The organism is Pseudomonas sp. RC4D1 (genome assembly GCF_018390395.1).
Lineage (GTDB): Bacteria > Pseudomonadota > Gammaproteobacteria > Pseudomonadales > Pseudomonadaceae > Aquipseudomonas > Aquipseudomonas danubii.
The window spans coordinates 2,775,970-2,800,854 of the sequence record NZ_JAHBAW010000001.1 but is presented as its reverse complement, the minus strand read 5'-3'; the positions used below and the strand labels follow the sequence as shown (position 1 = coordinate 2,800,854).

Here is a 24,885-nt window from a genome sequence, read left to right as displayed (position 1 = left end):
GCATGGATGTCTGCCGCGTGCTGCTGGTGTTGCTGGTTGCCTGGAGCTGTTGCAGCGTCCGGGCCGGCGAGCTGCAGGCGCCATCCGGGCAGATTCGCATCGCCAGTGAGGTCTGGAGCGAATACACCGAGGCCGACGGCGATGGGTTGGCCTGGGACATCCTGCGCGAAGTCTTCGAGCCCGTGGGAATCACCATCGAGCGTTACAGCGTGCCTTATACCCGTTCGGTCGGGTTGGTGCAGCGCGGCGAGGTGGATGCACAGGTTGGGGCTTATCGCGACGAATCGCCGGGCGTGCTGTACCCGCACTGGAACTACGACACGGACCACATCTACGCCCTGGGCCTGGCGAGCAGTCCGGAACTGAGCCCGGCGACGCTCGGCAGTTACCGACTGGTCTGGGTGCGTGGCTACAAGTACCAGGACTACCTGCCCAATGTTCGCCGCTACAACGAGATCCGGCGGCGTGTCGGTATCCTGCCGATGCTGCTCTACAGTCGCGCCGACTACTATATCGATGCCCAGACCGAGATCGATTATGTGCTGAGCCAGGCTCAGGACCCGAGCCAGTTCAAGCGCACCCATTTGGCCGAGCTGCCGCTGTACCTGGGGTTTGCCAGCAATCCCCGGGGCCGGGAAATGCGCGAGCTGTATGACCAGCGCATGGCGCAGTTGGTGAGTACAGGGCGATTACGGCCAATCTTCGAGCGTTGGAAGCAGCCTTATCCCTTTGATGGGAGTCCGCGTCCGGCGGTCCGTTGATCAAACTTATCGATCTTTATCTCCGATAATTCAGCCTAAGCGTGCAGTGGAGGCTGCTGTTACAATGCCGCCTCTGCGAATCTCCAGTCCTCATACAGATCAGGAGCACAACAGTGCCCGTCGTTTTTGTTGCCGCCTCCAAGCTGCCTACACCTTTTGCGCAATTCACCATGCATGGTTTTCTCGATGAAGCCACCGGTCGCGAGCACGTCGTGCTCAGCCTGGGGGACATCGCCGATGGCGCGCCGGTTCTCGGTCGCCTGCACTCCGAATGCCTGACCGGTGACGCCCTGTTCAGCCAGCGTTGCGATTGCGGCTCGCAGCTGGAAGCCGCCCTGCGGGCCATCGCCCGGGAAGGTCGCGGCGTATTGCTGTACCTGCGTCAGGAAGGTCGCGGTATTGGCCTGCTGAACAAGATCCGTGCCTATGAGCTGCAAGATGGTGGCGCCGATACCGTGGAAGCCAACGAGCGCCTGGGGTTTGCCGCGGATCAGCGTGACTACGGCATGTGCCTGCCGATGCTCGAGCATCTGGGGGTCAAGTCACTACGCCTGATGACCAACAACCCGCGCAAGGTCAAGGCACTGACCGAGATGGGCATCCAGGTTGCCGAGCGGGTGCCGCTGCACACCGGGCACAACCCCCACAACAAGCTGTACCTGGCGACCAAGGCCAGCAAGCTCGACCACATGATGGGCAACGAGCACCAGGGCGAGGTCGACCGCGCGTGACTCGGGGTCAAGTCAAACGGCGTCTGACCGTAAGCTGGTGGCAATACTTGGCTCTGGCCTTGCTGCCGCTGTTTGTGATCAACCTGGTGTTTGGTCAGGGCGAGGCGTTGATGCCCGTGCTGGCGATGCCATTCTTTATCGCCGGTACGGCCTCGATGTTCGTCAGCCTGCGTTTTTTCAACGGCTACAAGCATGCCTTGATCGCCGCCGGCAAAGCCCTCGATACCCCTGAGGAGCCTGCCGCCTGGATCACCCTGGCGGCCCGTCGTCGCGCCGCCTTCCTGGCGGCATCCTTGCCCGCCTGGATCGGTGCCCTGGCAGTGTTTGTCGGCCTGGAAGCGGTGCCGCTGATGCTCCTGGCGCTGTCCACCGCGGTGCTGTTCTACCTCTACCGTATTCCTCGTCAGCTGGGCTGATGTGGCGCTGGCTGGCGGTCCTGTGCCTGCTGGCCAGCGTTCCGACGCTGGCTGCGCCGCGAGTGGTCAGCCTGGCGCCGTCGCTCACGGAAATCGTCGTGGAGCTGGGCGCTGCCGAGTTGCTGGTGGGAGTGCTGGACGCCGGTGAGCGGCCAGCGTCGCTCAAACACCTGCCTTCGGTGGGGCGTTACGGCCAGCTGGATATCGAGCGCCTACTGAGCCTCAAACCTGACCTGCTGTTGCTTTGGCCGGGCAGTGTTGGCCCGGCCCAGCGCGACCAACTGGCGCGCCTGGGCATTCCCACCTATGTTGCCGAACCCCATGATTTCCAGCAGTTGCTGGCGCAGATCGCCGAGATCGGCGAGCGCCTGGGCCGCCCGGCGGCCGGGCGCAAACTGGCGGACGAGTTGAATGGTCAGCTGGCCAGCCTGCGTGCACGCTATCACCGCGAGCCCGCCGTGCCGGTGTTTTATCAGGTCTGGGATCAGCCGTTGTACACCGTGGGCGGCGGGCAGATCATCAGTGAAGCCTTGGGTGTCTGCGGGGCGCGCAATGTATTTGCCGACCAGCACCTGCCGGCGCCCCAGGTCAGTATCGAGTCGGTGTTGCAGCGTAATCCGCAGGCGATCCTGGCCACCGCGCAGGGGCAGTTGGATGCCTGGAAGGCCTGGCCGCAGATCGCGGCGGTGCGGCAGGGACGGTTGTTGCTGGTGAGGGACAAGGGCCTGGAACGGCCCAGTGGGCAGATGATCGCGGCCACTGCCAAGCTCTGTGCCTTGATTGCGCCCGAGCGCTGAGCCCCTTCGACGGATCTTACAGCTCGGGCGTCCAGGTCACGCCGAGCATCCAGGTGCGGCCTTCTTCGCGGTAGCCGTAATCGTTGCCGTTGTATTCGTAAAGCTCGCGGGTATAGGACTTGTCGAAGACATTGTCGAGTTTCAGGTCCAGCTTTAGCTCCCGATTGAGTGCCCAACTGCTGCGCAGGCCAAACAGGCCGTAGCCGCCCACAGGTACCTGCTTTTTCACGTTCAGGTCTTCATAACTCTTGCTTACCAGTTGCCAGCTGGCACCGAACGCCAATGGGTCGAATTGTCGGTCCAGGTCCAGGCTCAAGGTGCGCCGGGCACGGCGCGGCAGTTGATGGCCATCCTTGCGGTTGCGTGGATCGATGATTGCGGTGCCGATGCTGGTCTGCCAGCCGAGCAGCTCCTGTTTCAGGGCCGCCTCGAAACCATTGATCCTTGCTGCGCCAACGTTTTCCGGGCGCTGCGCAACACGGTCATAGATAATCGCCTCTTTGATATCGGTCCGGTAGATCGAAGCTTCCAGACGGCTGCTTTGCGTCAGCTGGCTACGCCATTGCAGTTCATAGCTCTTGGAGTGCTCCGGCTTGAGATCTTGATTGCTGAAACCGGGGTAATACAGATCGCTGAAATTGGGCGCCCGGAAGCCTTCGCTATAGGACAGCAGCAGGTCATTGTCCGGGTTCAGCGGCAGGGTGAAGGTGCCGCTCCAAGTGTTCTGGCTGCCATATTGCTGGTTCTGATCGCGGCGCAAACCCAGTTCGGTGGAGAAGCTTTCACCGTGAAAACGATGCTGGATGAAGGCTGCCCGGTTCCAGCGGCTGTCTTCGGCAAATGATGCTGGGCTGGTATTGAGCCGGTCTTCGTACCAGTCTGCGCCGAGGATCAGGCTGCTGTCCTCGTCCAGGCGCATATCGTTCTGCCAGTTCAGCGAGTTCCGGTAGGTATTGAACACGCTACGTTCGTCGCTGAGCTTGTCGCGTTTGAGGTCGCGGTTTTCGCTATGTCCGAGCTCCAGCCGCGATTTCCAGTAGTCATTGAGGTTCGCGTCGAGATAGCCGCTGACGCTGCTGACACTGAAGTCGGTGTAAGGGTCCTGGGCGAAGACGTTGTAGCTTGAATCGTAGCGTCCGAAAGGGTTGTCGTAGCGAGCGCGGCCACGGTTATCCAGCAGGTTGAAGCCCACCTCTAAATCATCGTTCAGCGCGTGGCTGAGGGTGAAGCTCAACGACTGGTTGCGGTAGCCATCATGGTCGGTATCGCTGGGGAACGACTCATGGGTCCAGTCGATCCCCGCCGTTTCATCCAGGCTGGCGCCAAGGCTGAAGCGCGTCTGCTGATCGCCACCGGATAGTCCCAGGCTGCGTTCCCAAGTCTGGTTGCTGCCCACCCCCAGATGCATGCGTGCTTGCAGGCCTTGCTGGGCGCCACGCCGGGTGAAAATCTGGATCACCCCGCCAATGGCGTCGCTGCCGTAGATCACCGAGCGCGAGCCACGCAGCACTTCCACTCGCTCGATCTGCTCGACGCTGATGAATTGCAGATTGCTGTCGCCGGAGGATGAGCTGCTGATGCGCTGGCCATCCACCAGCACCAGGCTCTGGGCCGAGTTGGTGCCGCGAATGAAGATGCCTGGCAGGCTGCCGCGGCCGCCGCTGCGGGCGACCTGCACACCAGGCACCCGTTGCAGCAGATCGGTCAGGCTGGTGGGTTGCAGGCGGTCGATGTCTTCCCGGGTGAACACGGTGTTGGCGGCGCTGCTGTCGTTGCGTGCTTCCACCTGACGGTTGGCGCTGATCAGCATCTCGGGCAGTTTCAGGGCCTGATCGCGCTCGGAGGTGTCGGCCAGCAGATCGGCGCAGGGCAGGAGACATAGCGGCAGGGCCAGGCGAGAGAGTTTCATGGCTATTCCGTTAGCGCGGCTCGGCCTTCGCCGCAGTGTGTGAAGCCGGATAAGGAAGGGAGCAAAAGCGACGCCCGCATGGCGGGCGTGCAGCAGCGGCTACAGGTAGCCGCTGTGGATCAAGCCAGGCCCAGCAGTTCCAGACGCTGGCGCACCGAAGCTTCGATGCCGGCTTCGTCGAGGCCGCATTCAGCAAGCATCTGCGCCGGTTTGGCGTGCTCGACGTAGGCATCCGGCAGGCCCAGGTGCAGGATCGGCTTGAGGATGTTCTCGCGGGCCAGGAATTCGCTGACCGCGCCACCGGCGCCGCCCATGATGGCGTTTTCCTCGATGGTCACCAGCAGTTCGTGGCTACCGGCGATCTCGCGGACCAGGGCTTCATCCAGGGGTTTGACGAAACGCATGTCGACCACGGTGGCGTCGAGTTTTTCGGCCACTTGCAGGGCTTGGGCCAGTTGCACGCCGAATACCAGCAGGGCCACTTGCTTGCCTTGGCGGCGGATCACGCCCTTGCCGATCTCGATCGGTTCCAGGTCCTTGTCGATCGGCGCGTTGGGGCCGGTGCCGCGCGGGTAGCGCACGGCGGCGGGGCCGTTGTACAGGTGCCCGGTGCTGAGCATCTTGCGCAACTCGTTCTCGTCGCTCGGGGTCATCACCAGCATGCCGGGGATGCAACGCAGGTAGGACAGGTCGAAGCTGCCGGCGTGGGTCGGGCCGTCTTCGCCCACCAGGCCGGCACGGTCGATGGCGAACAGCACATCGAGGTTCTGTACCGCCACGTCGTGGATCAGTTGGTCATAGCCGCGCTGCAGGAAGGTGGAGTAGATCGCCACCACCGGCTTGGCGCCTTCGCAGGCCATGCCGGCTGCCAGGGTCACTGCGTGCTGCTCGGCAATCGCCACGTCGAAGTAGCGCAGCGGGAAACGCTCGCTAAAGGCCACCAGGTCCGAGCCTTCCTTCATCGCCGGGGTGATGCCCACCAGGCGCGGATCGGCGGCGGCCATGTCGCACAGCCACTCGCCAAAGACGCCGGAATACTTCGGACCGCCGGCCTTTTTCGGTGCGGCCGCCGGAGCATCCAGGGGTTCCAGTTTGGTGATGGCGTGGTAGCCGATCGGGTCGACTTCCGCCGGGGCGAAGCCCTTGCCCTTCTTGGTCACCACATGCAGGAACTGCGGGCCCTTGAGGTCACGCATGTTGCGCAGTGTGGCGATCAGGGTCGGCAGGTCGTGGCCATCGATGGGGCCGATGTAGTTCCAGCCCAGTTCTTCGAACAGGGTGCCGGGGACCAGCATGCCCTTGGCGTATTCTTCGGTGCGGCGAGCGATTTCCCAGGCACCGGGCAGGCGCGACAGCACTTTCTTGCTGCCTTCGCGCATGCTGGCGTAGGTGCGGCTGGAGAGGATCTTGGCCAGGTAGTTGGACAGCCCGCCGACATTGCGCGAGATCGACATGTCGTTGTCGTTGAGGATCACCAGCATGTTGGCGTCCACTTCCGGCGCGTGGTTCAGCGCCTCGAAGGCCATGCCCGCGGTCAGGGCGCCGTCGCCGATCACTGCGATGGCCTTGCGCTCGCTGTGCTGCAGGCGGGCGGCGATGGCCATGCCCAGGGCGGCGCTGATGGAGGTGCTGGAGTGGCCGACGCCAAAGGTGTCGTACTCGCTCTCGGAGCGCCGCGGGAAGGCCGCGAGGCCATCTTTCTGGCGCAGGCTGGCCATCTGTTCGCGACGACCGGTGAGGATCTTGTGCGGATACGCCTGGTGACCCACGTCCCACACCAGCCGGTCGTCCGGGGTGTCGAACACGTAATGCAACGCAATGGTCAGCTCGATGACCCCGAGGCCGGCACCGAAATGCCCGCCGGTCTGGCCGACCGTGTAGAGCAATTCCAGGCGCAACTCATCGGCCAGGGTTTCCAGCTCGGCTTCACCTAACCGACGCAGGCCGTCCGGCGTCTGGGCACGGTCGAGCAGCGGCGTGGTAGGGCGTTTGCGGGGAATCTCATGAAACGTCGTGGGCATCAGGCGAATCGTTATAGGTATAGAAAGAGGCGGCAGTTTACCTTATGCATCGCAAGCTGCCCACGCGGAGCGCCGAACTTGGCCGATATGCGGTCCGGCTATCGGGAGTTGATCAGCTGCGGCGCTCGACGATATACCGCGCCAGCTCGCGCAAGGGCTCGGCCGCTGCGTCAAACGGACGCAGCGCATGCAGCGCCTGGTCCCGCAATTCCAGGGCGTATTCCTTGGCTGCGGCCAGGCCCAGCAGCGCCGGGTAGGTCGGTTTGTCCCGAGCGATGTCGGCACCCTGGCGCTTGCCCAGGGTTGCGGTATCGCTTTCGACGTCGAGGATGTCGTCCTGCACCTGGAATGCCAGGCCGACTGCCTGAGCGTAGGTCTGCAGGGCCTTGAGCTCGTCTTTCTCGGCCCGGCCGCTGGCCAGGGCCCCGAGAATCACGCTGGCTTCAATCAGCGCGCCGGTCTTGTGCCGGTGCATGTACTCCAGGGCTTTCTGATCGAGCTTGAGCCCCACCGAGCCCAGGTCGATGGCCTGGCCGCCCACCATGCCCGCCGGGCCTGCGGCCTGGGCCAGGGTGGTGACCATGCGCAGGCGGATCTCGGCGCTGGCGTCGCTCAGGCCCGGGTCCAGCAGGGCGCTGAAGGCCAGGCTCTGCAGGCCGTCGCCGGCGAGGATGGCGCAGGCTTCGTCGAACGCCTTGTGGGTGGTGGGCTGGCCGCGACGCAAATCGTCATCGTCCATGGCCGGCAGGTCGTCGTGGACCAGGGAGTAAGCATGAATCAGTTCCACCGCGCAGGCCGCGCCGTTGGCTTGCTCGGGCCGGCCGCCCAGCGCCTCGCAGGCGGCGTAGGCCAGCAGCGGGCGCACGCGCTTGCCGCCATTCATCACGCTGTAGCGCATGGCTTCATAAAGGCGGGCAAGTTCGGGGCTTGGAGCGGTGAACAGGGTGTGCATTGCAGCGTCGACGCGGGCCTGGCTGGTGGCCTGATAAGCGGCAATCATTCTGGCTGTTCCGCGTCGAAAGGTTGTTCGGCCAGTTCGCCATCGCGCTCCAGCAGGATCTGCACCTTCTGCTCGGCCTGGGCCAGGGCGGCCTGGCAATCACGGGTCAGGCCGATGCCTTGTTCAAAGGCGGTCAACGAGTCTTCCAGCGACAGCTCGCCGTTCTCCAGACGCTCGACCAGGGTTTGCAGGTCGGCGAGGGATTGTTCGAAATCTAAGGCAGCTTTTTTGCGGGCCATGGCGGCTATCCCGGTTGACGTTAAACCGGCGCGACACTAGCAGACACCGGGGTTTCGGGCAAATGAGAAGCGCTTGCTGGCCCGGGTTTCAGTGGCCTTGGCTTGCGCTTTTCACGGAGTTTTTCCTGGGGCTCCAAGACGCTCCGGCAGGTTCGCTGCATAGCGGGTGCTGCGGCCACCTCCGGGCAAGCGGATGATGCAGCCTTTGGCCAGCAGGTCGGCCAGGTGGCGGGTTGCGGTGGCCTTGGAGACCTTGGCCAGCGCCTGGTATTGGCTGGCGCTGATGCCATGGGCAAAGCTGTCCTGATCCCCGTCGAACAGGCGATTGAGCACTTTGATCTGTTGCGCAGACAGCGCCTGCTGGCGGTGCTGCTGCCAGAAGCGAGTCTTGTCCAGTACCCGGTCGATGCGTGACATCGCCTGCTGCAGGCTGCTGAGCAGGGTTTGCAGGAACCACTCCAGCCAGGCACTGATATCCATCCCGCCGCGCTGGCTGTTTTCCAGTATCCGGTAGTAGCCCGCGCGGTCCTTGAGGATGCTGGAGGACATGGCATAGAAGCGAATAGCCTGGTGTTCGGCCTGGGCCAGAGCCAGGTCAGTGATGGCCCGGGCCAAACGGCCGTTGCCGTCATCAAAGGGGTGCAGGGTGACGAACCAGAAATGCGCGACCCCGGCCCGCAGCAGCGGGTCGAGCCCGGGCAGATGACGGCTGGACTCGAACCATTCCAGGAAGCTCTGCAACTGTTGCTCAAGGCCGGCTCTGGGCGGCGCCTCGAAGTGTACGGTGGGACGATCGAGGCGACCTGACACCACTTGCATCGGTGCCTCCCCGCGCAGTTCGCCGACCCGGATCGGCAGGCTCATCAGGTGCTGCTCTTGCGTGGGAAACAGCCACTGATGCCAACGCGTCAGTCGTGCAGGGCTCAGGGGTTGGGCAAAGTGCTGGGTGGCATCCAGGGTCAGCTCCGCCAGGCCTTCGCTGCGTGGGCTGGTGCGACTTTCCAGAGGGAGCTCCAGGCCCAGTCGCCGCGCCAGGGATGAACGCACCGAGCCGACATTCAGATGTTCACCTTCGATGGCAGATGAAGTGAGGATGTTCTGCAGCAACGCGTCCAGTTCACTCTGGACGCTCAGTTCCTGGTCCACCACGCCCGACATGCCCAACAAACGGCCTTGAGCCTGAGCGCATTCGCGCAATAGCGGCGCAAGACGCTCGGCCTGCCAGTCGAAGCTGTGCCAGGTAGGGTGTTGCCAGATCCAACGTGGGTGGTCCATGGACGGGCTCTCTGGGGATGAGCCGAATACATGCTCTATTCAGCTCTTGCAGTGAGCCGAATAGAGCATGTATTCGGCTCAGCGTCCAATTAAACCCTGCCTGAATCAGGCGGATGCAGCGTCGGTCTTGAGCGTGCTGCGCCCTGGTTCACCGGGCGGCGGCGCCTGGATCAGCCACTCCCCGGGCACAGCCTCGATGCGTGGATCAAGGGTCGAGGCCTGCACGCTTGGCGGATGCTCGGGCATGGCCACGTGCTGCAACGGCGCGTCGTCGACCCGGAACTCCCCGCTGACCTTGCTCGGTTGTACCCGCCAGGCCAGCAGCAGGGCGAACAGCGAAAACACCATGTACAAGGCGTTGTGGCCATAGAGGTTCATCAGCGCGCCGCTGAGCAGCGGCCCCAGACAGGCGCCGACGCCGTGGGTGGCCAGGAGCATGGCGCTCAGGGCCACACGTTGGGGTTGCTCAATGTGGTCGTTGGCCAGGGCGACCGCCAGCGGGTAGAGGCTGAACAGCAGCAGGCCGCTGAGGCAGGCGAACAGCAGCAAGAAGGTAAACGACAGGCCGAACAGCCCCCACAAAGGCACAGTCACCAGGCACAGCAGCAGCGCGCAGGCGCGGATCAGTCGTGTGCGGTCGAGGCGATCCGAAAGCCAGCCGAGCGGCCACTGGCCGCATAGTCCGGCCAGGATCGCCACGGCGACGAAAGTGCCGGCCTGGGCCGTGTCCAGGCCGCTCAAGGTGATGAACACCGGTGCCAGGGCATAGAACGAACCGACCAGCAGTCCGGTGATGAACACCGTGCTCAGGGCTTGCGGCACCCGGCGCCAGAAAAAGCCGATCTGCAGGGGGGCTGCCACCAGCTTGGCCGGGTGCAGGCGTCGGGTCAGGGCGACGGGTATCAGGCAGGCGGCGAAACACAGGGCGACGATCAGCAGAGGCTTGAAGTCCAGCTCGGGACGCCAGATCAGCACGCTCTGACCCAGCATCAGGCCCAGGGAGACCGCCACCATGTAGCCGGCGAACACTGCGCCGCGCTGCTGGTTGCCCGCCTGCTCGTTGAGCCAGCTTTCGATCACCATGTACTGGTTCATCATCACCAGGCCGGTGATGAAGCGCAGCACCAGCCACAACCACAGATCTTCGAACAGCAGGTGCAGGAGCACGATCATGGTCGCGGCACCCGCGCAGGCGACGTAGGAGCGGATATGGCCCACGGCGGCAATCATCCGATGGCCGAACTTGGCGCCGCAGACCATGCCGGCGTAATAGGCGGCAGTCAGGCCACCGATCCACAGTTCGCCGACCCCATCGTTGGTTAGGCGCAGGCCGATAAAGCTGAAGAACAGCCCGTTGCCGGCAAGCATCAGGAGGGTGGCGCAGTAGAGTGCGGGGAATGTCAGCAGGTTCAGGTTCATGAGTCGTCAGGTCGGGGCGGTCAAGGACCGGTGTCGTGGGCAAGGTGGGTGTGTTCCAGCAGCCATTGGCGAAAGCGGCGTACGGCGGATGGTGGATTGCGGTGGTGCGGTTGCATCAGGTTCAGGCGCCCGCGGCTGGGCATGCGCTGCGGCAGTGCGCGTTGCAGGCGTCCGGCGGCGAGTTCGTCCTGCAGCAGGCTTTCCCAGCCCAGGGCTACCCCCTGGCCCATCACTGCCGACTGCATCAGCAACTGGTAGCTGTTGGTGCGCAGCGCATGTTGCGGTGAGTGATAGGTCGCGCCCACGGCACTGAACCAGTCGGACCAGGTCAGCCAGTCGTGATAGTGGTCTTCGACAATCAGCAGTCGGTGTTCCTGCAGCAGGTGTTGCGGATCGCGAATCGGCCCCTTGCGGCTCAGGTAGTCCGGGCTGCAGACGCAGATCACCTGCTCCCCGGCAAAGACCGGGGTCAGCTCCAGGCCCAGGGGCGCCGGCAACTCGTCCAGGTGATAGAACAGTCCCAGGTCGTACTCGCTGACATCCAGGTGCTGGGGGCTTTCACTGCAGAGGATGCGGATGTCCAGCTCCGGATACAGGCTCTGGAACGCTGGCAGCAGGCGCGCCAGCCAGATCGAGCTGATGGTCGGGGTGCTGGCCAGGGTCAGCTGGCGCTCGGCGCCGCGCCGGCGCAGTTCCGCCGACTCGCGGTCCAGCTCGCGCAGCAGGCGCTGGATGGTGCGAAAGTAGCGCTCGCCCGCCGGGGTCAGGCTGATGCCCAGGTTGTGGCGGTGGAACAGCGGCCGGGCGAGGTTTGCCTCCAGACGCTTGATCTGGCGGCTCACCGCGCTCTGGGTCAGGTTCAGCTCCTGGGCGGCCCGGGTAAAGCTCAAATGACGGGCCACGGCCTCGAAAGGCTGCAGGCAGTTGAGAGGGGGCAGATCGACGTTTCGATGCGACATGCGGGTACCAGTCTACAGGGGCGGGCGCTGTGTCCTGCGTCCCGCCGAGTCTCGGAGATTGGGCATCCTGCCACGCTTTACAGCGTGGATCGGGCGATCCGTTTGTGCCACTGGCGTTGATGAATCTGCCGGCCATCGAGTCGCGCAACCTGGGTGGCGCGCAGGTAGAACCATTGCGCGTCGGCGTGCAGGCCCAGGGTGCTGTCCACTTCCACCGACCAGGTGCCGCGACCGGCCCGGTACTGCCATTGGATATCGGCTCGGGTCGACAGCGGGTCCCAGGGCAGGGTGCGGTACTGCTCGGTGCAGCGCTGGTCGACCCACAGGCCGTGATCGAGCAAGCGCATGGCGCCCAGGTCGTCGTCGATACGCACGCAGACTTCGCCGCTGGCCACGTCTTCGCTGAGGCTGCGCTTGGGGGCGGCGGCGCGGATGATTTCCAGGTTGGCCGGCGGGGCGCTTTGCGGGGCTTCGAACGGACACGCCACGGGTTCGCCGATGAACACCGGCAACTGTACGCTCTGTACCTCGGGCAGCAGGGTCAGGGTGGTCAGCTCCCGGGCCGGCCACAGCAACGGGAAGCTGGCGGTGCTCAACGCCAGGCGCAGGCGATAACCGGCCGGCAGGCGATAACCGACATGGTCGAGGTTGAAGCGAACCTGCAGGGGCGCGCCGGGCTCGGGTGGGCTGGCCACGGCGAAGTCGTCGCGCAGCGACAGGTTCAGGGTGCCGTAGGTGATCTGCGCCACCTGACCGTCCGGGGCCACGGCATTGAGCCGGGCGACGATCTGCCCGCAAGGCCGGTCCGAGGTCAGGCGCAGGTCCAGGCGCACATCACCCAGCAAGGCCAGGGGCTCGCTCAAGGGCTGGCTGTCGAAGCACAGTGAATGGGCATCGTCCCGGCGCTGGTCGGTGGGGCCGTCCGGTCCGAACCAGATGGCGCAGTACTCGCCCTGATGCAGGCCGGTGGTCAGGGGCGAGCAGATGCTGCGACTTGCGCTCAGCGCTTGCGCTCCCGCGCTGAGCCCGCTGTCGCTGAGGCTGAAGGTCTGCCACTGGATCTGTGGATCGGGCCAGCCGGCGGTCTGCACCCACACGCCCGGGCGTTCGGCGTAGCTGGCCTTGGGCGGCACGGCGTCCTGCAGGTAGAAGGTGCAGGCGGGCTCGTCCATCACCCCGTTGTCGATGCCCTTGAGCCAGTGGTCCCACCAGCGCTTGGCCTCCTGGAGAAAACCAATGGCCGGGTTGGGCACGGCAAAGTGCGGGTACTTGTGAATCCAGGGGCCGAGCAGGGCTTTCTTCGGGCCATTCAGGTGCTGCATCAGGCGCGGCACGCTGTTCTTGTAGGCATCGCCCCAACCGCCGATGCAGTACACCGCGGCCTTGATCGCCGCGTAGTCCTCGCACACCGAACCCTGGCGCCAGTAGTCGTCACGGGTCTGATGCTGCAGCCAGGTTTCGGCCAGCATCGGCATGGCGTCCAGGCGTTGCTGCCATTGCGCCTGCCAGTCCGGTACCAGCAGCGGGTCCGGTACGGCGGCGCTGAAGTTGAGCATGGTGGCGGCCCAACCCTGGTTTTCCATCAACAGGTTGCCACCTTTGTAATGAATGTCGTCGGCGTAGCGGTCGTCGGTGGAGCACAGGGTAATGATGGCTTTCAGTGCTGCGGGTTGATGGGCAGCCACTTGCAGGCCGTTGAAGCCGCCCCAGGAGATGCCCATCATCCCCAGGTTGCCGTCGCACCAGGGTTGGGCGCAGAGCCAGTCGAGCACCTCCAGGGCGTCCTGCTGCTCCTGGGGCAGGTACTCGTCGGCCATCAAGCCCTGGGACTCGCCGTTACCGCGCATGTCCACGCGCACGCAGGCGTAACCCTGGCCCGCCATCCAGGGATGGGTCAGGGCATCGCGCACTGCGGTGCCATCGCGCTTGCGATAGGGCAGGTATTCGAGAATTGCCGGGTAACGCCGGGTGCCGGCATCGGCCGGCAGCCAGATACGCGCAGCCAGTTGGGTGCCGTCACGCAGAGGGATCAGGCAGTGCTCGATCTCGCGGATCGGATGGGGAAAGTCGCGGATGACGTCCATGGGCTACTCCAGTCGAAAAAGGGGCCGGCACCGGGCCGAGCGCGGTGGATCACAGCAGGCTGAAGGGGTACTCGGTGACCAGGCGGATGTGGTCGACATCGCCGTTCGAGGTTCCGTTAATGCGGTAGGTGCCCTGGCGCAGGCTCAGGGACAGGTCCTTGGCGACGCCGCTCTGCACCCGGTAGCTCAGGTCGATGTCCCGCTCCCATTGGCGCTCCTTGTCGGCGTAGTAGCGGTAGGGGCTGTCGTTGGGGATCCGCCGGCCGTCGACATGGCTGCCACGGATGTAGCGGGTGCCGAAGGACAGGCCGGGCAGGCCCAGGTGCTCCAGGTCGAGTCGGTAGCCCAGGCTCCAGGAGCGTTCGCCGGGGCCGTTGAAGTCGGCGATCAGCGAGGCGTTGGCCAGGTAGATCGAGCCGTGGAAGCCGCCGCCGCTCAGGGCCAGATAGTCGAAGGGCTGCTGGCCATGGATGCGTTGGTGGGCCAGGGTCACGGTGTGCGGACCATCCTTCAGGGCCAGCGCCGCCGACCAGGCCGTTACGGCGATATCCCCGGCCAGGGCCTTGCCATCGTCTAGGGAACGATAGAGCCGCAGGTCCAGGTTCAGGCTGCGCCGATCCTCGGCGTCCAGGGGCTGGTCGAGGTTGAGGTTGACGTAGTGCTGGCGCCACAGGTCCTGGTAGCGCGAGCTGTAGAGCCCCAGCCCCACCTGCGGATGCAACTGGTAGGTGCCGCCCAGATAGCTGGCGTCGCCGCCCTCGACCCTGGCGTAACCGGCGTGGAAACCACCCCGATGACCGGTCTGGTTGAAGTCCCGGGAGGCGGTGAAGTGTCCGCCCTCCAGCAACAGGCCTTCCACCTCGCGACTGCTGAAGGCCAGGCCGGTGGCGGTGGCTGGCATCAGCCGGTTGTCGGCCAGGGCCAGCACCGGGGTCTGGGGTCGCAGGTCGCCGTATTTGAACTCGGTATTGGACAGGCGCATTTTCAGCGCGGCCCCGGCAGTGGCCGATTCCCGGCGGCTGCTGCCGTCGCTTTCGCTGACCAGCATCATGGTGCGCGCCCGGCCACCGCCGCTGTCGAGTCGGGTGGCGAAATAGGCATGGGCATCCAGGCCCCAGCCCAGGGTGCCCTGGGTGTAGCCGGAGGCGTAGTCCAGCTGCAGGCCCTGGCCCCACTCGCGGGCATCCAGGTCCAACTGACGATGGTCGTTGTTGCGGTAGTTGTTGCGCACCAGGCCGTTGATTCGGCTGTCTTCGACAAAGCCCCGGGATTGCGCCTGACTGGCGTGGGCCAGCGCGGGGCAGAGCAGCATCAGGCCCAGGCCGCCAAGGATCAGGAGACGGACGTTCATGGGGTAGGCCCTCGTGGCGAGTGGCTTTCCCCGAGCTCGTCCGCTGGCAACTGCGGTGTCAGCAAGGACGGGTTTTTCATCCAGATGATCAGTGCACTGCTGGAGAGCAGGACAATCAGCATGCCCGGCAGGCCGCCCAGGTTGGAGAGCATCTTGACCCCGTCGATGCCGACGTAGGCCACCATCACCCAGGACACGCAGCCGATGATCGCGCCCCAGATCACCTTGAGCAGCGGGCTGCCGTCCAGATCGGAGTCGGCGGTGACCCCGCGGCTGCACAGATTGCCGATGACATCGGTGCTGGAGTCGGCAGCAGTAACGAAGGAGATGAAGGCAATGAACAGCAGGAAGGCAATGATCAGGCCGCTCGCCGGCAGCTGCTGGAACACCTGGTACAGCACATGCTCCACCCCTTGCTCGTTGAGCACACGGTTGAGTACCCCATCACCCTGGGCGTCGAAGTACAGGCTGCTGCCGGAGAAGATGCAGATCCATAGGGCGGTGAACAGCGCCGGGTAGAGCATGGAGATGTGGATGAATTCGCGCACGGTATAGCCACGGCCGATCTTGCCCAGGAACATGGCGCTCACCGGGGCCCAGGCGAACCACACCGACCAGTAGAACACCGTCCAGCTCTGGGGCCAGTTGTCGCCACTGGCCGCGCCGGTGAACAGGCTGCGGCCGAAGAAGGTCTGCAGGTAGGTGCCGAAGGACTCGATGCCGAGGCTGAGGATGTACAGGGTCGGCCCGCAGACCAGAACGAACAGCCCCAGGGCCAGCATGATCCAGGTGTTGAAGGTGGAGAACTTGACGATGCCCTTCTGCAAGCCGCTGGCGGCGGAGAACACGAAGGTGGCGACGATCACCGCGATGATCAGTCCCAGGCGCAGCGGCGTGGTGTCACCGCCGATGTACTGGCTCAGGCCACCGGACAGGGTCAGGGCGCCGGTGCCCAGGGAAGAGGCCATGCCCGCCACCAGGGCGAACATCGCCAGGGTGTCGATCAGTCCGGCATGGCGCTTGACCCATGCTGCGCCAAGCAGGGGTTGCAGCATGGCGCCGATGGAGAAGTGGCCGCGCAGGTTGTAGAAAACCAGGGCGAACACCAGTGAGGGCACCAGATAGATGGCGTAGGGCGTCAGGGTCCAGTGCAGGAACATGCTGGACATGGCGAAGTGCTTGGCCTCGCTGCTGCCGGCTTCGATGTTCAGGCTCGAGGGCGGGCCATACAGGTGATAGAGCGGCTCGGCGGTGGTCCAGAACAGCACGCCGACCGCCAGGGTGGTGCACAGGGCCACCATGAACCAGCGCGGCTTGCTCAGCAGGGGCTTGGCGTCTTCGCCACCGATGCGCACCCGCCCCAGGGGCGAAAAGTAGACGATGGCGGTCAGTACCAGGAGAAAGAAGCTGCCGGCACTGAACAGCCAGGAAAAGTTGTCGAGGATGATCCGGTTGAGCTGCCTGCTCACCACCAGGAAACCCTGCAGATCAAGGTAGCTGGCGATCACCGCCGCCAGCAGAATCAGAAAGGTGGGCCAGAAGACCCAGGCTCTTAACGGATACTTCATCAGTGAGGCACTCCCGTTGCTTATCTTTTTTATGGCCAGGCGAGGCCGCAATCACAGGGCGCCGCGGTGCAACGCTGCGGCGTTCTTAGATAAGCGTTGAGTGGTGCGCTGTAGCAATCGACTAATGGGTATGGGGTCATTCCCTGAGGGAATGCGCGATGGCCCCTGGCTGCCATGGGCGATGGCCGGGCCGATTGGTGCAACAGGCATTCCAGAGCGCTTGCCGCAGGGTCGATCAGCAGCCTTCGGTGGTTGGCGGCCGGACGCTTGCGAGTGCTGGAGAGAGGGGGCCTCTGGGGCAGATTCGTACTTGAACTAAGGGTTTTTGTTGTCGGCTGATGAGGTGCGCAATTAATGGCGTATGGCCACCTTTCTCGGCGCGGATAATGTCGCCGTAGTGGCACCTGCGGGGCGGACTTCAGCAGGGTGTCGATTGCCTTGCAAAATCCCTTTTCGCCAATTGTGCAACAGGCGCCAAGTCGCTAATCTGCGGCCTTTCCAGCGCCCTTTGTCGCCGGGCACTCTTTCTGAATATTTGCAGCCGCGCCGAGGATCTGGCGCCAGGGTTTTCCCATGCATGGCAGGACGCATTACATGCGCGTTTTATCCTCCCTCCTGCTGACCTTGCTGGTGGCCGGGGCGGTGTTCGCCGAACCTTCCGCCGAACTTCAGGAACCCCTGGCCGGCTGGCGCTATTCCGGACTGCTGGACCGTACCGAGCAGGACCGGGTGGCCTATCCGACGCCCCCCATCGACCGCGGCATTCAACGCAACCGCACCCTGATCGAGGGCCAGCTCAAGGCGATCGGTCACTTGCGCCAGCCCCATAGCCTGTCGGTCAACGGCAATCCGCTGAACCTCTACACCGACGAACAGGGCCGCTTCGCTCGCCCTTATGCGTTTGGCGCCGGCTCCAACAGCGTCGAAGTGCGCAGCTCCGAGGGCAAGTCCCTCAAGCGCGTGCAATTCTACGAAGCCAATCAGAACAAGACGCCCCCACGCATTCGCGTGGTGCTGGGCTGGGATGATCCCAAGGCCGAGCTGGACATGCACATCATCACCCCCGACGGTCAGCACGCGTTCTTCGGTCATCCCGGTTTGACCAACGGCGGCGGCCTGGACCCGGACGGCGTCGACGGGCCGGGCCCGGAAATGTTCACCATGACCGCGCCGCTGCGGGGCACCTATCTGATCTACGTCAACTACTGGGGCAACTTCGGCGGTGGCGGGTACAACTTCGACGAAGGCAGCAATCAGAACGAGGTGATCACCTCGCAGATCAACCTGATCCTTAACGAAAACACCGTCGATGAGAAACGCGAGACCTTTATCGTGCCCATGCGGGCCATCGGCGACCTGTTGCTGGTCAAGTCTTTCAACTATTGAACATCCCGCACCACGGATGAATTGGGCTTTGTGAATCATGAGCGAAAACACAGCATCCCCGGCGGCCGGCGTTCCCGGCCCTGTTCAACCCGGTAGCAAACGGCGCTGGCCAGCACTGGTCGCGGGCCTGTGTCTGGTCGCCGCCGCAGTCGCGGGTGTGGGCTGCAAGCCCAAGACCCCGGTGGCCGAACTGGCCGGCGACAAGCTGGGCCTGAGTCGCCCCGACGGACTACTGGAAACCCACTCCCTGACGCAACTGCCCAAGGACCTGCTGGCGGTGCCTTTCCTCAAGGAAACCCTGACCGAAGACTTCGTCTTCTATTACCAGGCCCACGCCGACCGCCTGGGCCTGATCGGCAGCCTGCGGCGGATCATCTACGAGCATGACCTGAAATTGCAGGACAACCTGATCGAGCAACTGTTCGACCAGCCGGCGGATGTGGCGCTGTGGCGCGGTGTCGATGGGCGCCTCAAGGATTTCCTGCTGGTGATGGATCGTGGCGGGCTGGCCAAGCTACTGGAGCCCCTGGCCAAGGTTGCCCTGGACGACACGCAACTGAGCAAGCTGGCTGAGCTGAAGGTCGGCGGCGATGCGGTGACCCTCTACCAGTTGAACTACAACGCCGGTAAATCCCTGGCGTTCGCTTCCCACGGCGACAAACTGGTGGTGCTGTCCAACCCGGCCAAGCTGTATGACCTGAGCAGCGGTGCCGACGATGAGCACGGCGCCGTCTCCACCGCTGCCCTGGAAGCCCTGCTCAACGGTGACAAACTGTTCCCCGAAGCCTTTGGCCTGGAGGCGCGCAAGCCTGAAGTGCAGCAGCGGTTGGCGGTCAACTCCAGTGTCCTGGCCATGGGTTACCAGCGTTTCATCCCCAACTTCGCCGGCCTGCGTTTCGATATGGACGCCCAGGGCTGGCACAGCTACCTGGCCATGCAAGAGCAGGACAACCAGCCGGCCTTTGACTTCAAGCCGATCTGGCAGGCCATGCCCATGGGCGCCAGTGCCTGCGTGGCGTTGCCCCTGGCAGCGGAGCAGCAGAAACCGCTGCTGGTCAAGCTCGGTGCCGAAGAGGCGGTGGCCAGCAGCCTGACTGAACACATGGCCGGCACCGCCGGCCTGTGCTGGTACGCCGACTCGCGGCTGTACACGCCGCTGCTGGTGGCCAGCCTCAAGGACAAGGACAACACCCAGCTCGATGGGGAACTGGGCAAACTGTTCGGTTCCATGGTCGGGGCCCGGGAAAGCAAGGTGCCGGAGCGCATCTTCCCCGTGGTCGAGCAGCAGAACGGCGAGGTACACCAGTGGCAGCGCCAGGTCAGTTCCAACTTCGGTCAGTACCCGGCCAAGGAAGCCAAGGACCCGCAAGCCATCACCGGCCGCGCCTTCATGCAGGTCAGCCTGGCTCGCCATGGTTCGACCCTGGTGTTCTCCCTGGACGACAAGCTGGTGAGCAAGGCCCTGGATACTTTGGATAAACGCTTCCCGCCCCTGGCCGATGTGGTACCCAAGGATGCACTGATGCCGGTGTACCTGGGCCCGCAATCCCTGGCGCAGTTGATCCAGCAGGAAACCTTCGACAGCTTGCCCCAGGACATGGAACCGGTGTTCAACAACGCCGCGCAAACCTACCTGGTGCCCAAGCTGCGCACCCTTGGCGGTTACGGCAAGTACGCCCTGACCCTGCCCGAAGGCAGTGAGCCCAACGGTCACTGGCAATGGCTGCCCCTGCAATGGCGCGCACTGTGAGTGCATGGCGCAAAAGCCTGGGCAGTCTCGGCCTGCTGGCCCTGTTGCTGAGCAACGCCGTGGGCGCGACCCAGGCGCCGCCACTGGACGTGCAGCAGTCCCAGGTGTTTCGCGCCTGGTTCGTGCGCATCGCCCAGGAGCAACTGAGTCAAGGGCCGAGCCCGCGCTGGTACCAGCAGGACTGCGCCGGCCTGGTGCGCTTTGCCGCCAACGAAGCGCTCAAGGCCCACGACAGCAAATGGCTGCGGGCCAACGGCATGTCCAATCGCTACCTGCCGCCGGAGCTGCAACTGAGCGAAGGCCAGCGTGGCCTGGCCCAGCAGTGGCAGCAGGGCGGCGGCCAGACCGGGCCCTACGTCAACGCCATCAAGCTGATCCAGTTCAACAGCCATCTGGTCAGCCGTGACCTGGGCCAGGCGCGCCCCGGCGACCTGCTGTTCTTCGACCAGGGCGACGACCAGCACCTGATGATCTGGATGGGCCGCAACATCGCCTATCACACCGGCACCACCACCCCCACCGACAACGGCATGCGCTCGGCCAGCGTGCAGCAACTGATGACATGGAAGGACACTCGATGGATACCCGACCCCGCCAACCCCAACTTCATCGGCATCTATCGACTGAACTTCCTCACCCAATGAGCGAATCGCGTATGTGGCGTTTTCTGTTTCGACTGACTGTTGTTCTGACCCTCGCGGCCCCCGCGAGCTTGGTCAATGCCGAAGACTCGGTGCCGTCCAGCGATTACGCGGCGGTCTCCGGCGAGAGTTTCTTCCTCCTGGCCGACAGCAGCTTTGCCAGCGACGAGCAGGCCATGGTGCGCCTTGAGGCCCCGGGTCGGGATTACCGGCGCTTTCGCATGGAGCCCTACGGCGGCGCGGACATCCGGGTGTACCGGATCAACCAGCCGCTGGACTTCCTCAAGCGCCAGAAGAACCTGCACCGGGTGGTCAGTGACGGCCAGTTCAAGGGCGAGGGCCTGTCCAACACCTTGGCCTACCTGTGGGACAACTGGTATCGCAAGTCGCGCCGGGTGATGCAGCGCGCCTTCTCCTACGAGTCACGCAAGCAGGTGACCGAGGAGGTGCCGGAATTGAAGGTCGGCAACTCCATGCTGGCGCCCACGCCCTATGACGCCCAGCCGCAATTCGCCCTGATTCCGGGGCTGCCGCTGGTGACCCAGTTCCGTTATCCGCTGTGGCAGGCCAAGCCGATCCAGCCGCCGGCCGGGGTTGACCTGTCCGGTTCCTCCAGCCAGTTCATCAACGTCGCGCCGGGCAACGTCTACATCCCGCTGGGGCAACTCAAACCGGGCCTGTACCTGGTGGAAGCCCTGGTGGGCAAGTACCGCGCGACCACCATGGTCTTTGTCTCCAACACCGTGGCGGTGAGCAAGATTGCCGGTGACGAACTGCTGGTCTGGGCCGCGGGCAAGCATGAAGGCAACTCCGTGCCCAAGGTCAACGTGCTATGGACCGACGGCCTGGGCGTGATGAACAGCGGCGCCACTGACGAACAGGGCCTGGTGCGCCTGAAACACGTCAGCCCCGAGCGCTCCTACGTGATCGGCGAGGACCAGGAAGGCGGGGTATTCGTCTCCGAGAACTTCTATTACGACAGCGAAATCTACGACACCAAGCTCTATGCGTTCACCGACCGGCCGCTGTATCGCCCGGGGGATTGGGTATCGCTGAAAATCGTCGGCCGCGAGTTCAAGAACGCCCGGGATTCGGTGCAGCCGGGTGCCGGCACGGTGAATGTCAGCGTGCTGGATGCCGCCGGCACCGCGCTGCAGAACCTGACCCTGAATCTGGATTCCAAGTCTGGCACCCAAGGCCGTTTCCAACTGCCGGAAAATGCTGTGGCCGGTGGTTATGAGTTGCGTTTTGCCTACAAGGACCAGGTCTACAGCAGCGCCTTCCGCGTGGCCGAATACATCAAGCCGCACTTCGAGATTGCCCTGAGCCTGGCCAAGCCGGACTTCAAGACCGGCGAGCCGGTGAAGGGCAACCTGGTGCTGCTCTATCCGGACGGCAAGCCGGTGGCCAATGCGCGCCTGCAACTGAGCCTGCGGGCCCAGCAGCTGTCCATGGTGGACAACGAACTGCAGTACATGGGCCAGTTCCCGGTGGAACTGACCAGTGCCGAGCTGACCACTGACGCCAAGGGCAGTGCCACCCTCGATCTGCCGGCGGCCAGCAAGCCGAGCCGCTACATGCTCACCGTGTTCGCCAGCGACGGCGCGGCCTATCGGGTCAAGACCACCAAGGAAATCCTCATCGAGCGGGGCGCGGCGAGCTTCAGCCTGAGTGCGCCGCAGCGTTTCAGCGCCGCTGGCGACAAGGTGCAGTTCAGCTACGTCAACCAGAACACCGGTGAGCAGAGCCAGAAGGTTTCCCCCAGCCGCTACAGTTGGGTGCGCCTGGAAGACCAGTCCACCGGTGAGGGCAAGCTGGGCGAGGCCGACAAGGGCTTTGCCCTGGCCTTCGAGCGTCCCGGCACCTACAACCTGACCCTGAAGGACGAGCACGACCGAGTACTGGGCGGCACCAGCCACTCGGTCACCGGCGAAGGCGTTAAAGCGGTGCCGGGCACCGTGGAAATCGTTCTCGACAAGGCCGAATACAAGAGCGGTGACGAAGCCCTGGCGCTGATTACCTTCCCCGAGCCGATCAACGATGCGCTGCTGTCGCTGGAGCGCGACAAGGTTGAAGCCACGGCGCTGCTGTCCAAGGGCGGCGACTGGCTGAAGGTGGAAAAACTCAGCCCTACCCAGTACCGCGCCCGGGTGCCGGTGAAGGACAACTTCGCACCGAACCTGACGTTCTCTGTGCTCTACACCAAGGGCGGCGAGTACAGCTTCCAGAATGCCGGGATCAAGGTGCTGACACCGCAGATCGATGTGGCCATCCACACCGACAAGGACAAGTACCAGCCGGGTGACCTGGTCACCGTGGACCTGTCCACCCAGTTCGCCGGCAAGCCGGTGCCGGCGCACCTGACCGTCAGCGTGGTGGACGAGATGGTTTACGCGTTGCAGCCGGAAGTAGCGCCGAGCATCGACCAGTTCTTCTACCACCCTCGGCGCAATAACGTGCGCACCAGCGCCAGCCTATCGTTCATCAGCTACGACGTGGCCCTGCCGGGCAGCCCGACGGCCCCGGGCAAGGCCAATCGCAGCGAGCGTGGGGTCAAGGTGCTGGAGCGGCCACGTCGTGAAGACGTCGACACCGCCGCCTGGCAGCCGGAGCTGGTGACCGATGGCAGCGGCAAGGCGCGTTTCACCTTCCGCATGCCGGATTCCCTGACCCGCTGGCGCATTACCGCTCGGGCCATCGCCGATGACGGCCAAGTGGGGCAGAAGAAACAGTTCGTTCGTTCCGACAAGGCTCTGTACCTGAAGTGGAGCGGCCCGACCCGCTTCCGCAGCGGCGACAAGCCGGACCTGGGGGTGTTTGCCTTCAGCCAGTCCGAACAACCGGTCAAGGCCGAGCTGGTGATTCATTACGCCGGGGAATCCCAGCGCCTGCCGCTGACCTTGAACAGCGGCATCAACTATGTGGCGCTGCCGGCCATTGCCCCGGGCAATGGCGAGTGGAGCGCCGAGCTGGTGCAGGGCGGCAAGACTGTGGACGCCCTGGCTGTGCGTCTGGTGAGCAGCGCGGCCGGCTGGCAGACGGTGCAAACCCAGAGCCTGGACGTGGTCAGCACCACGACGCCGTTGGGCCTGCCGGCCGATGCCGCAGAGATTCGCCTGCGTCTGGACGACAGCCCGCAAGCGCTGTTCCGTTCGGCCCTGGATGGGTTGCTGGAATACCCCTATGGCGGCGTCGAGCAGACCGCCAGCCAGTTGCTGCCGTTGAGCGTTGCCTACCCGGCGCTGGCCAGTAACCCGCAGATCCGTGATCGGTTGCGCCTGATCATGCAGAACAGCCGCCTGCGCCTGGTGCATATGGCCGGGCCGCAAGCAGCCTTCACCTGGTGGGGCGAAGACGCCGAACCGGATGCGTTCCTCACCGCCTATGCCTATTACGCTGACTGGAATGCCAGCAAGGTCATGGACCTGAACCTGCCGCCGGAACACTGGCAGCGGGTGCTGGAGGTCTATGCCAAGCAGGCCGGCAGCACGCCATTGCTGCAACGGGCGCTGATCCTGTCCTTCGCCCGTGAGATGAACCTGCCGATCAATACCCTGGTCAGGGGACTGATGGACGACCTGGCCAAGGTGGGGGCCGGTCCGGCTGCCAGCATGGATGACGACAGCAGCGACAGCCTGGTGATGGTGGAGCCGGATTCGGCCCTCGGCCTGGCCAGCGCCCGGGTGCTGACAGCCGCCCTGGCGCGGGACGCCAAGGTCACGCCGCCACCTGCCTTCGTGGCGCAGTTGGAGGCGGCACAGCAGCAGGTCGATATCAGTTCGCAGCCTTTCGCTCAGGCAATGAATCTGTCCTTGAAGCCTTTCGATCAAGCGACGGCGCGCGCATTGCTGCAACGTCTGCTGCCATCGCAACCGACCCTGGACCGTGCTCTGGCCCTGACCTGGCTGCAGCGTAGCGTGGCCCAGTCGGCACCGGCCGAGGCCCTGAATCCGGGGCAGGGCTGGCAACAGCAGCAGGGCGCCAGCGGCGAACGCTACTGGCAGTGGCAAGGGCCGCAGGTGCCGGCCGTGCTGACCCTGGACAAGGTGCCGGAGCGTCCGCTGCAGGCCTCGGTCAGCTACCTGAGCAAGCTGGACATGGGCACGCCGTCGCCGGTGAACATTACCCGTCGCCTGTTGCGCCTGGTGCCCGGGGATGAAGCCTTCACCTTCAAGCTGGAGCCGGTGGGCAACAAGCCGATCGCCAGTGACGGCCTGTATCTGGACGAAGTGATCATTGCCAACGAGGGCAACCGCCCGCTGCTGTACGGCATGCTGGAAGTGCCGTTGCCGCCGGGCGCCGATGTCGAACGCACCACCTGGGGTATCAAGCTGGCCGGTCCTGCGGGCACTGAAGCGGCGTCCCTGGAAAAAGCGCGTTTCGAACCCGGGCAGATGAGTTACGCGGTGCCGCTGGATGCGTTGAACGACAACAGCGAAGTGCGTCTGCGGCATCTGATCCGCTTCTCCCAGAAGGGCCAGTTCAACCTGCCTGCGGCACGTTACTACCAGGTGTATGCGCCAGAGCATCAGGCCCAGGAACGTACGCCGGCACTGGGTCAGGTCACGGTCAAATAAC

General features: G+C 64.3%; 18 protein-coding genes. 8 read left to right on the top strand and 10 right to left on the bottom strand.

From position 1 onward, the window contains the following. Nucleotides 1–2 precede the first annotated feature (2 nt). The 4 genes from KHO49_RS12895 (at nucleotide 3) to KHO49_RS12880 (ending at nucleotide 2,705) form a co-directional block, all read left to right on the top strand. A complete protein-coding gene (locus KHO49_RS12895; protein WP_110652019.1) occupies nucleotides 3–761 on the top strand; it encodes a substrate-binding periplasmic protein in 759 nt (252 codons plus the stop codon). A gap of 113 nt (nucleotides 762–874) precedes the next feature. Then, nucleotides 875–1,492 carry a GTP cyclohydrolase II gene (ribA, locus tag KHO49_RS12890; protein WP_102865295.1) on the top strand — a complete coding sequence of 206 codons (618 nt, stop codon included), beginning with the start codon at nucleotides 875–877 and terminating at the stop codon, nucleotides 1,490–1,492. Beyond that, nucleotides 1,489–1,908 carry an MFS transporter gene (locus tag KHO49_RS12885; RefSeq protein WP_102865296.1) on the top strand — a complete coding sequence of 140 codons (420 nt, stop codon included), beginning with the start codon at nucleotides 1,489–1,491 and terminating at the stop codon, nucleotides 1,906–1,908. The genes ribA and KHO49_RS12885 overlap by 4 nt, the downstream gene beginning before the upstream one ends. Continuing rightward, nucleotides 1,908–2,705 (top strand): cobalamin-binding protein, encoded by a 798-nt coding sequence (locus tag KHO49_RS12880; RefSeq protein ID WP_213665101.1) that lies wholly within the window; start codon nucleotides 1,908–1,910, stop codon nucleotides 2,703–2,705. Before KHO49_RS12885 ends, KHO49_RS12880 begins: the two co-directional genes overlap by 1 nt. Before the next feature lie 16 nt (nucleotides 2,706–2,721). On the opposite strand, the gene KHO49_RS12875 is transcribed toward KHO49_RS12880, so the two are convergent. From KHO49_RS12875 to KHO49_RS12830, 10 genes are all read right to left on the bottom strand, one after another. Next, nucleotides 2,722–4,614: a TonB-dependent receptor plug domain-containing protein gene (locus KHO49_RS12875; protein ID WP_213665100.1), complete on the bottom strand. Its 1,893-nt coding sequence runs from the start codon at nucleotides 4,612–4,614 to the stop codon at nucleotides 2,722–2,724. Nucleotides 4,615–4,733: 119 nt separating this feature from the next. Next, nucleotides 4,734–6,635: a 1-deoxy-D-xylulose-5-phosphate synthase gene (gene dxs, locus KHO49_RS12870; protein ID WP_110596265.1), complete on the bottom strand. Its 1,902-nt coding sequence runs from the start codon at nucleotides 6,633–6,635 to the stop codon at nucleotides 4,734–4,736. Nucleotides 6,636–6,747: 112 nt separating this feature from the next. After that, nucleotides 6,748–7,635, bottom strand: a complete 888-nt coding sequence (locus KHO49_RS12865) for a polyprenyl synthetase family protein (RefSeq protein WP_102882371.1) — start codon at nucleotides 7,633–7,635, stop codon at nucleotides 6,748–6,750. Further along, nucleotides 7,632–7,874: an exodeoxyribonuclease VII small subunit gene (locus KHO49_RS12860; protein ID WP_011063724.1), complete on the bottom strand. Its 243-nt coding sequence runs from the start codon at nucleotides 7,872–7,874 to the stop codon at nucleotides 7,632–7,634. The genes KHO49_RS12865 and KHO49_RS12860 overlap by 4 nt, the downstream gene beginning before the upstream one ends. A gap of 111 nt (nucleotides 7,875–7,985) precedes the next feature. Then, nucleotides 7,986–9,149, bottom strand: a complete 1,164-nt coding sequence (locus KHO49_RS12855; RefSeq protein ID WP_213665099.1) for a Fic family protein — start codon at nucleotides 9,147–9,149, stop codon at nucleotides 7,986–7,988. Between the two features lie 105 nt (nucleotides 9,150–9,254). Next, the gene (locus KHO49_RS12850; protein ID WP_213665098.1) at nucleotides 9,255–10,568 is read right to left on the bottom strand and encodes an MFS transporter; all 1,314 of its coding nucleotides are present in this window, start codon (nucleotides 10,566–10,568) and stop codon (nucleotides 9,255–9,257) included. A 20-nt stretch (nucleotides 10,569–10,588) separates the two neighbouring features. After that, nucleotides 10,589–11,527: a LysR substrate-binding domain-containing protein gene (locus tag KHO49_RS12845; RefSeq protein ID WP_102882368.1), complete on the bottom strand. Its 939-nt coding sequence runs from the start codon at nucleotides 11,525–11,527 to the stop codon at nucleotides 10,589–10,591. A 77-nt stretch (nucleotides 11,528–11,604) separates the two neighbouring features. Next, the gene (locus KHO49_RS12840; RefSeq protein ID WP_110596263.1) at nucleotides 11,605–13,611 is read right to left on the bottom strand and encodes a CocE/NonD family hydrolase; all 2,007 of its coding nucleotides are present in this window, start codon (nucleotides 13,609–13,611) and stop codon (nucleotides 11,605–11,607) included. Between the two features lie 49 nt (nucleotides 13,612–13,660). Continuing rightward, nucleotides 13,661–14,962 (bottom strand): OprD family outer membrane porin, encoded by a 1,302-nt coding sequence (locus KHO49_RS12835; RefSeq protein ID WP_213665097.1) that lies wholly within the window; start codon nucleotides 14,960–14,962, stop codon nucleotides 13,661–13,663. Continuing rightward, nucleotides 14,959–16,530 carry a BCCT family transporter gene (locus tag KHO49_RS12830; RefSeq protein ID WP_213665096.1) on the bottom strand — a complete coding sequence of 524 codons (1,572 nt, stop codon included), beginning with the start codon at nucleotides 16,528–16,530 and terminating at the stop codon, nucleotides 14,959–14,961. The genes KHO49_RS12835 and KHO49_RS12830 overlap by 4 nt, the downstream gene beginning before the upstream one ends. A gap of 594 nt (nucleotides 16,531–17,124) precedes the next feature. Between KHO49_RS12830 and KHO49_RS12825 the strand changes: the two genes are divergently transcribed. Genes KHO49_RS12825 through KHO49_RS12810 form a run of 4 tightly spaced genes read left to right on the top strand, consistent with a single transcriptional unit; the run spans nucleotide 17,125 to nucleotide 24,884 of the window. Further along, nucleotides 17,125–17,916: a YfaP family protein gene (locus KHO49_RS12825; RefSeq protein ID WP_102882364.1), complete on the top strand. Its 792-nt coding sequence runs from the start codon at nucleotides 17,125–17,127 to the stop codon at nucleotides 17,914–17,916. A 37-nt stretch (nucleotides 17,917–17,953) separates the two neighbouring features. Then, nucleotides 17,954–19,666 carry a DUF2138 domain-containing protein gene (locus KHO49_RS12820; protein WP_102882363.1) on the top strand — a complete coding sequence of 571 codons (1,713 nt, stop codon included), beginning with the start codon at nucleotides 17,954–17,956 and terminating at the stop codon, nucleotides 19,664–19,666. Next, the gene (locus KHO49_RS12815; protein WP_102882362.1) at nucleotides 19,651–20,310 is read left to right on the top strand and encodes a DUF1175 domain-containing protein; all 660 of its coding nucleotides are present in this window, start codon (nucleotides 19,651–19,653) and stop codon (nucleotides 20,308–20,310) included. The genes KHO49_RS12820 and KHO49_RS12815 overlap by 16 nt, the downstream gene beginning before the upstream one ends. Continuing rightward, a complete protein-coding gene (locus tag KHO49_RS12810) occupies nucleotides 20,307–24,884 on the top strand; it encodes an alpha-2-macroglobulin family protein (RefSeq protein WP_283777027.1) in 4,578 nt (1,525 codons plus the stop codon). Before KHO49_RS12815 ends, KHO49_RS12810 begins: the two co-directional genes overlap by 4 nt. The last annotated feature ends 1 nt before the right edge of the window (nucleotide 24,885 follow it).

Bases quoted from the DNA above. Each gene is read 5' to 3' on its own strand.
- KHO49_RS12895 (WP_110652019.1), top strand. From the start codon at position 3: ATGGATGTCTGCCGCGTGCTGCTGGTGTTGCTGGTTGCCTGGAGCTGT.
- KHO49_RS12880 (WP_213665101.1), top strand. From the start codon at position 1,908: ATGTGGCGCTGGCTGGCGGTCCTGTGCCTGCTGGCCAGCGTTCCGACG.
- KHO49_RS12875 (WP_213665100.1), bottom strand. From the start codon at position 4,614: ATGAAACTCTCTCGCCTGGCCCTGCCGCTATGTCTCCTGCCCTGCGCC.
- dxs (WP_110596265.1), bottom strand. From the start codon at position 6,635: ATGCCCACGACGTTTCATGAGATTCCCCGCAAACGCCCTACCACGCCG.
- KHO49_RS12865 (WP_102882371.1), bottom strand. From the start codon at position 7,635: ATGATTGCCGCTTATCAGGCCACCAGCCAGGCCCGCGTCGACGCTGCA.
- KHO49_RS12860 (WP_011063724.1), bottom strand. From the start codon at position 7,874: ATGGCCCGCAAAAAAGCTGCCTTAGATTTCGAACAATCCCTCGCCGAC.
- KHO49_RS12855 (WP_213665099.1), bottom strand. From the start codon at position 9,149: ATGGACCACCCACGTTGGATCTGGCAACACCCTACCTGGCACAGCTTC.
- KHO49_RS12850 (WP_213665098.1), bottom strand. From the start codon at position 10,568: ATGAACCTGAACCTGCTGACATTCCCCGCACTCTACTGCGCCACCCTC.
- KHO49_RS12845 (WP_102882368.1), bottom strand. From the start codon at position 11,527: ATGTCGCATCGAAACGTCGATCTGCCCCCTCTCAACTGCCTGCAGCCT.
- KHO49_RS12840 (WP_110596263.1), bottom strand. From the start codon at position 13,611: ATGGACGTCATCCGCGACTTTCCCCATCCGATCCGCGAGATCGAGCAC.
- KHO49_RS12835 (WP_213665097.1), bottom strand. From the start codon at position 14,962: ATGAACGTCCGTCTCCTGATCCTTGGCGGCCTGGGCCTGATGCTGCTC.
- KHO49_RS12830 (WP_213665096.1), bottom strand. From the start codon at position 16,530: ATGAAGTATCCGTTAAGAGCCTGGGTCTTCTGGCCCACCTTTCTGATT.
- KHO49_RS12825 (WP_102882364.1), top strand. From the start codon at position 17,125: ATGCGCGTTTTATCCTCCCTCCTGCTGACCTTGCTGGTGGCCGGGGCG.
- KHO49_RS12820 (WP_102882363.1), top strand. From the start codon at position 17,954: ATGAGCGAAAACACAGCATCCCCGGCGGCCGGCGTTCCCGGCCCTGTT.
- KHO49_RS12815 (WP_102882362.1), top strand. From the start codon at position 19,651: ATGGCGCGCACTGTGAGTGCATGGCGCAAAAGCCTGGGCAGTCTCGGC.
- KHO49_RS12810 (WP_283777027.1), top strand. From the start codon at position 20,307: ATGAGCGAATCGCGTATGTGGCGTTTTCTGTTTCGACTGACTGTTGTT.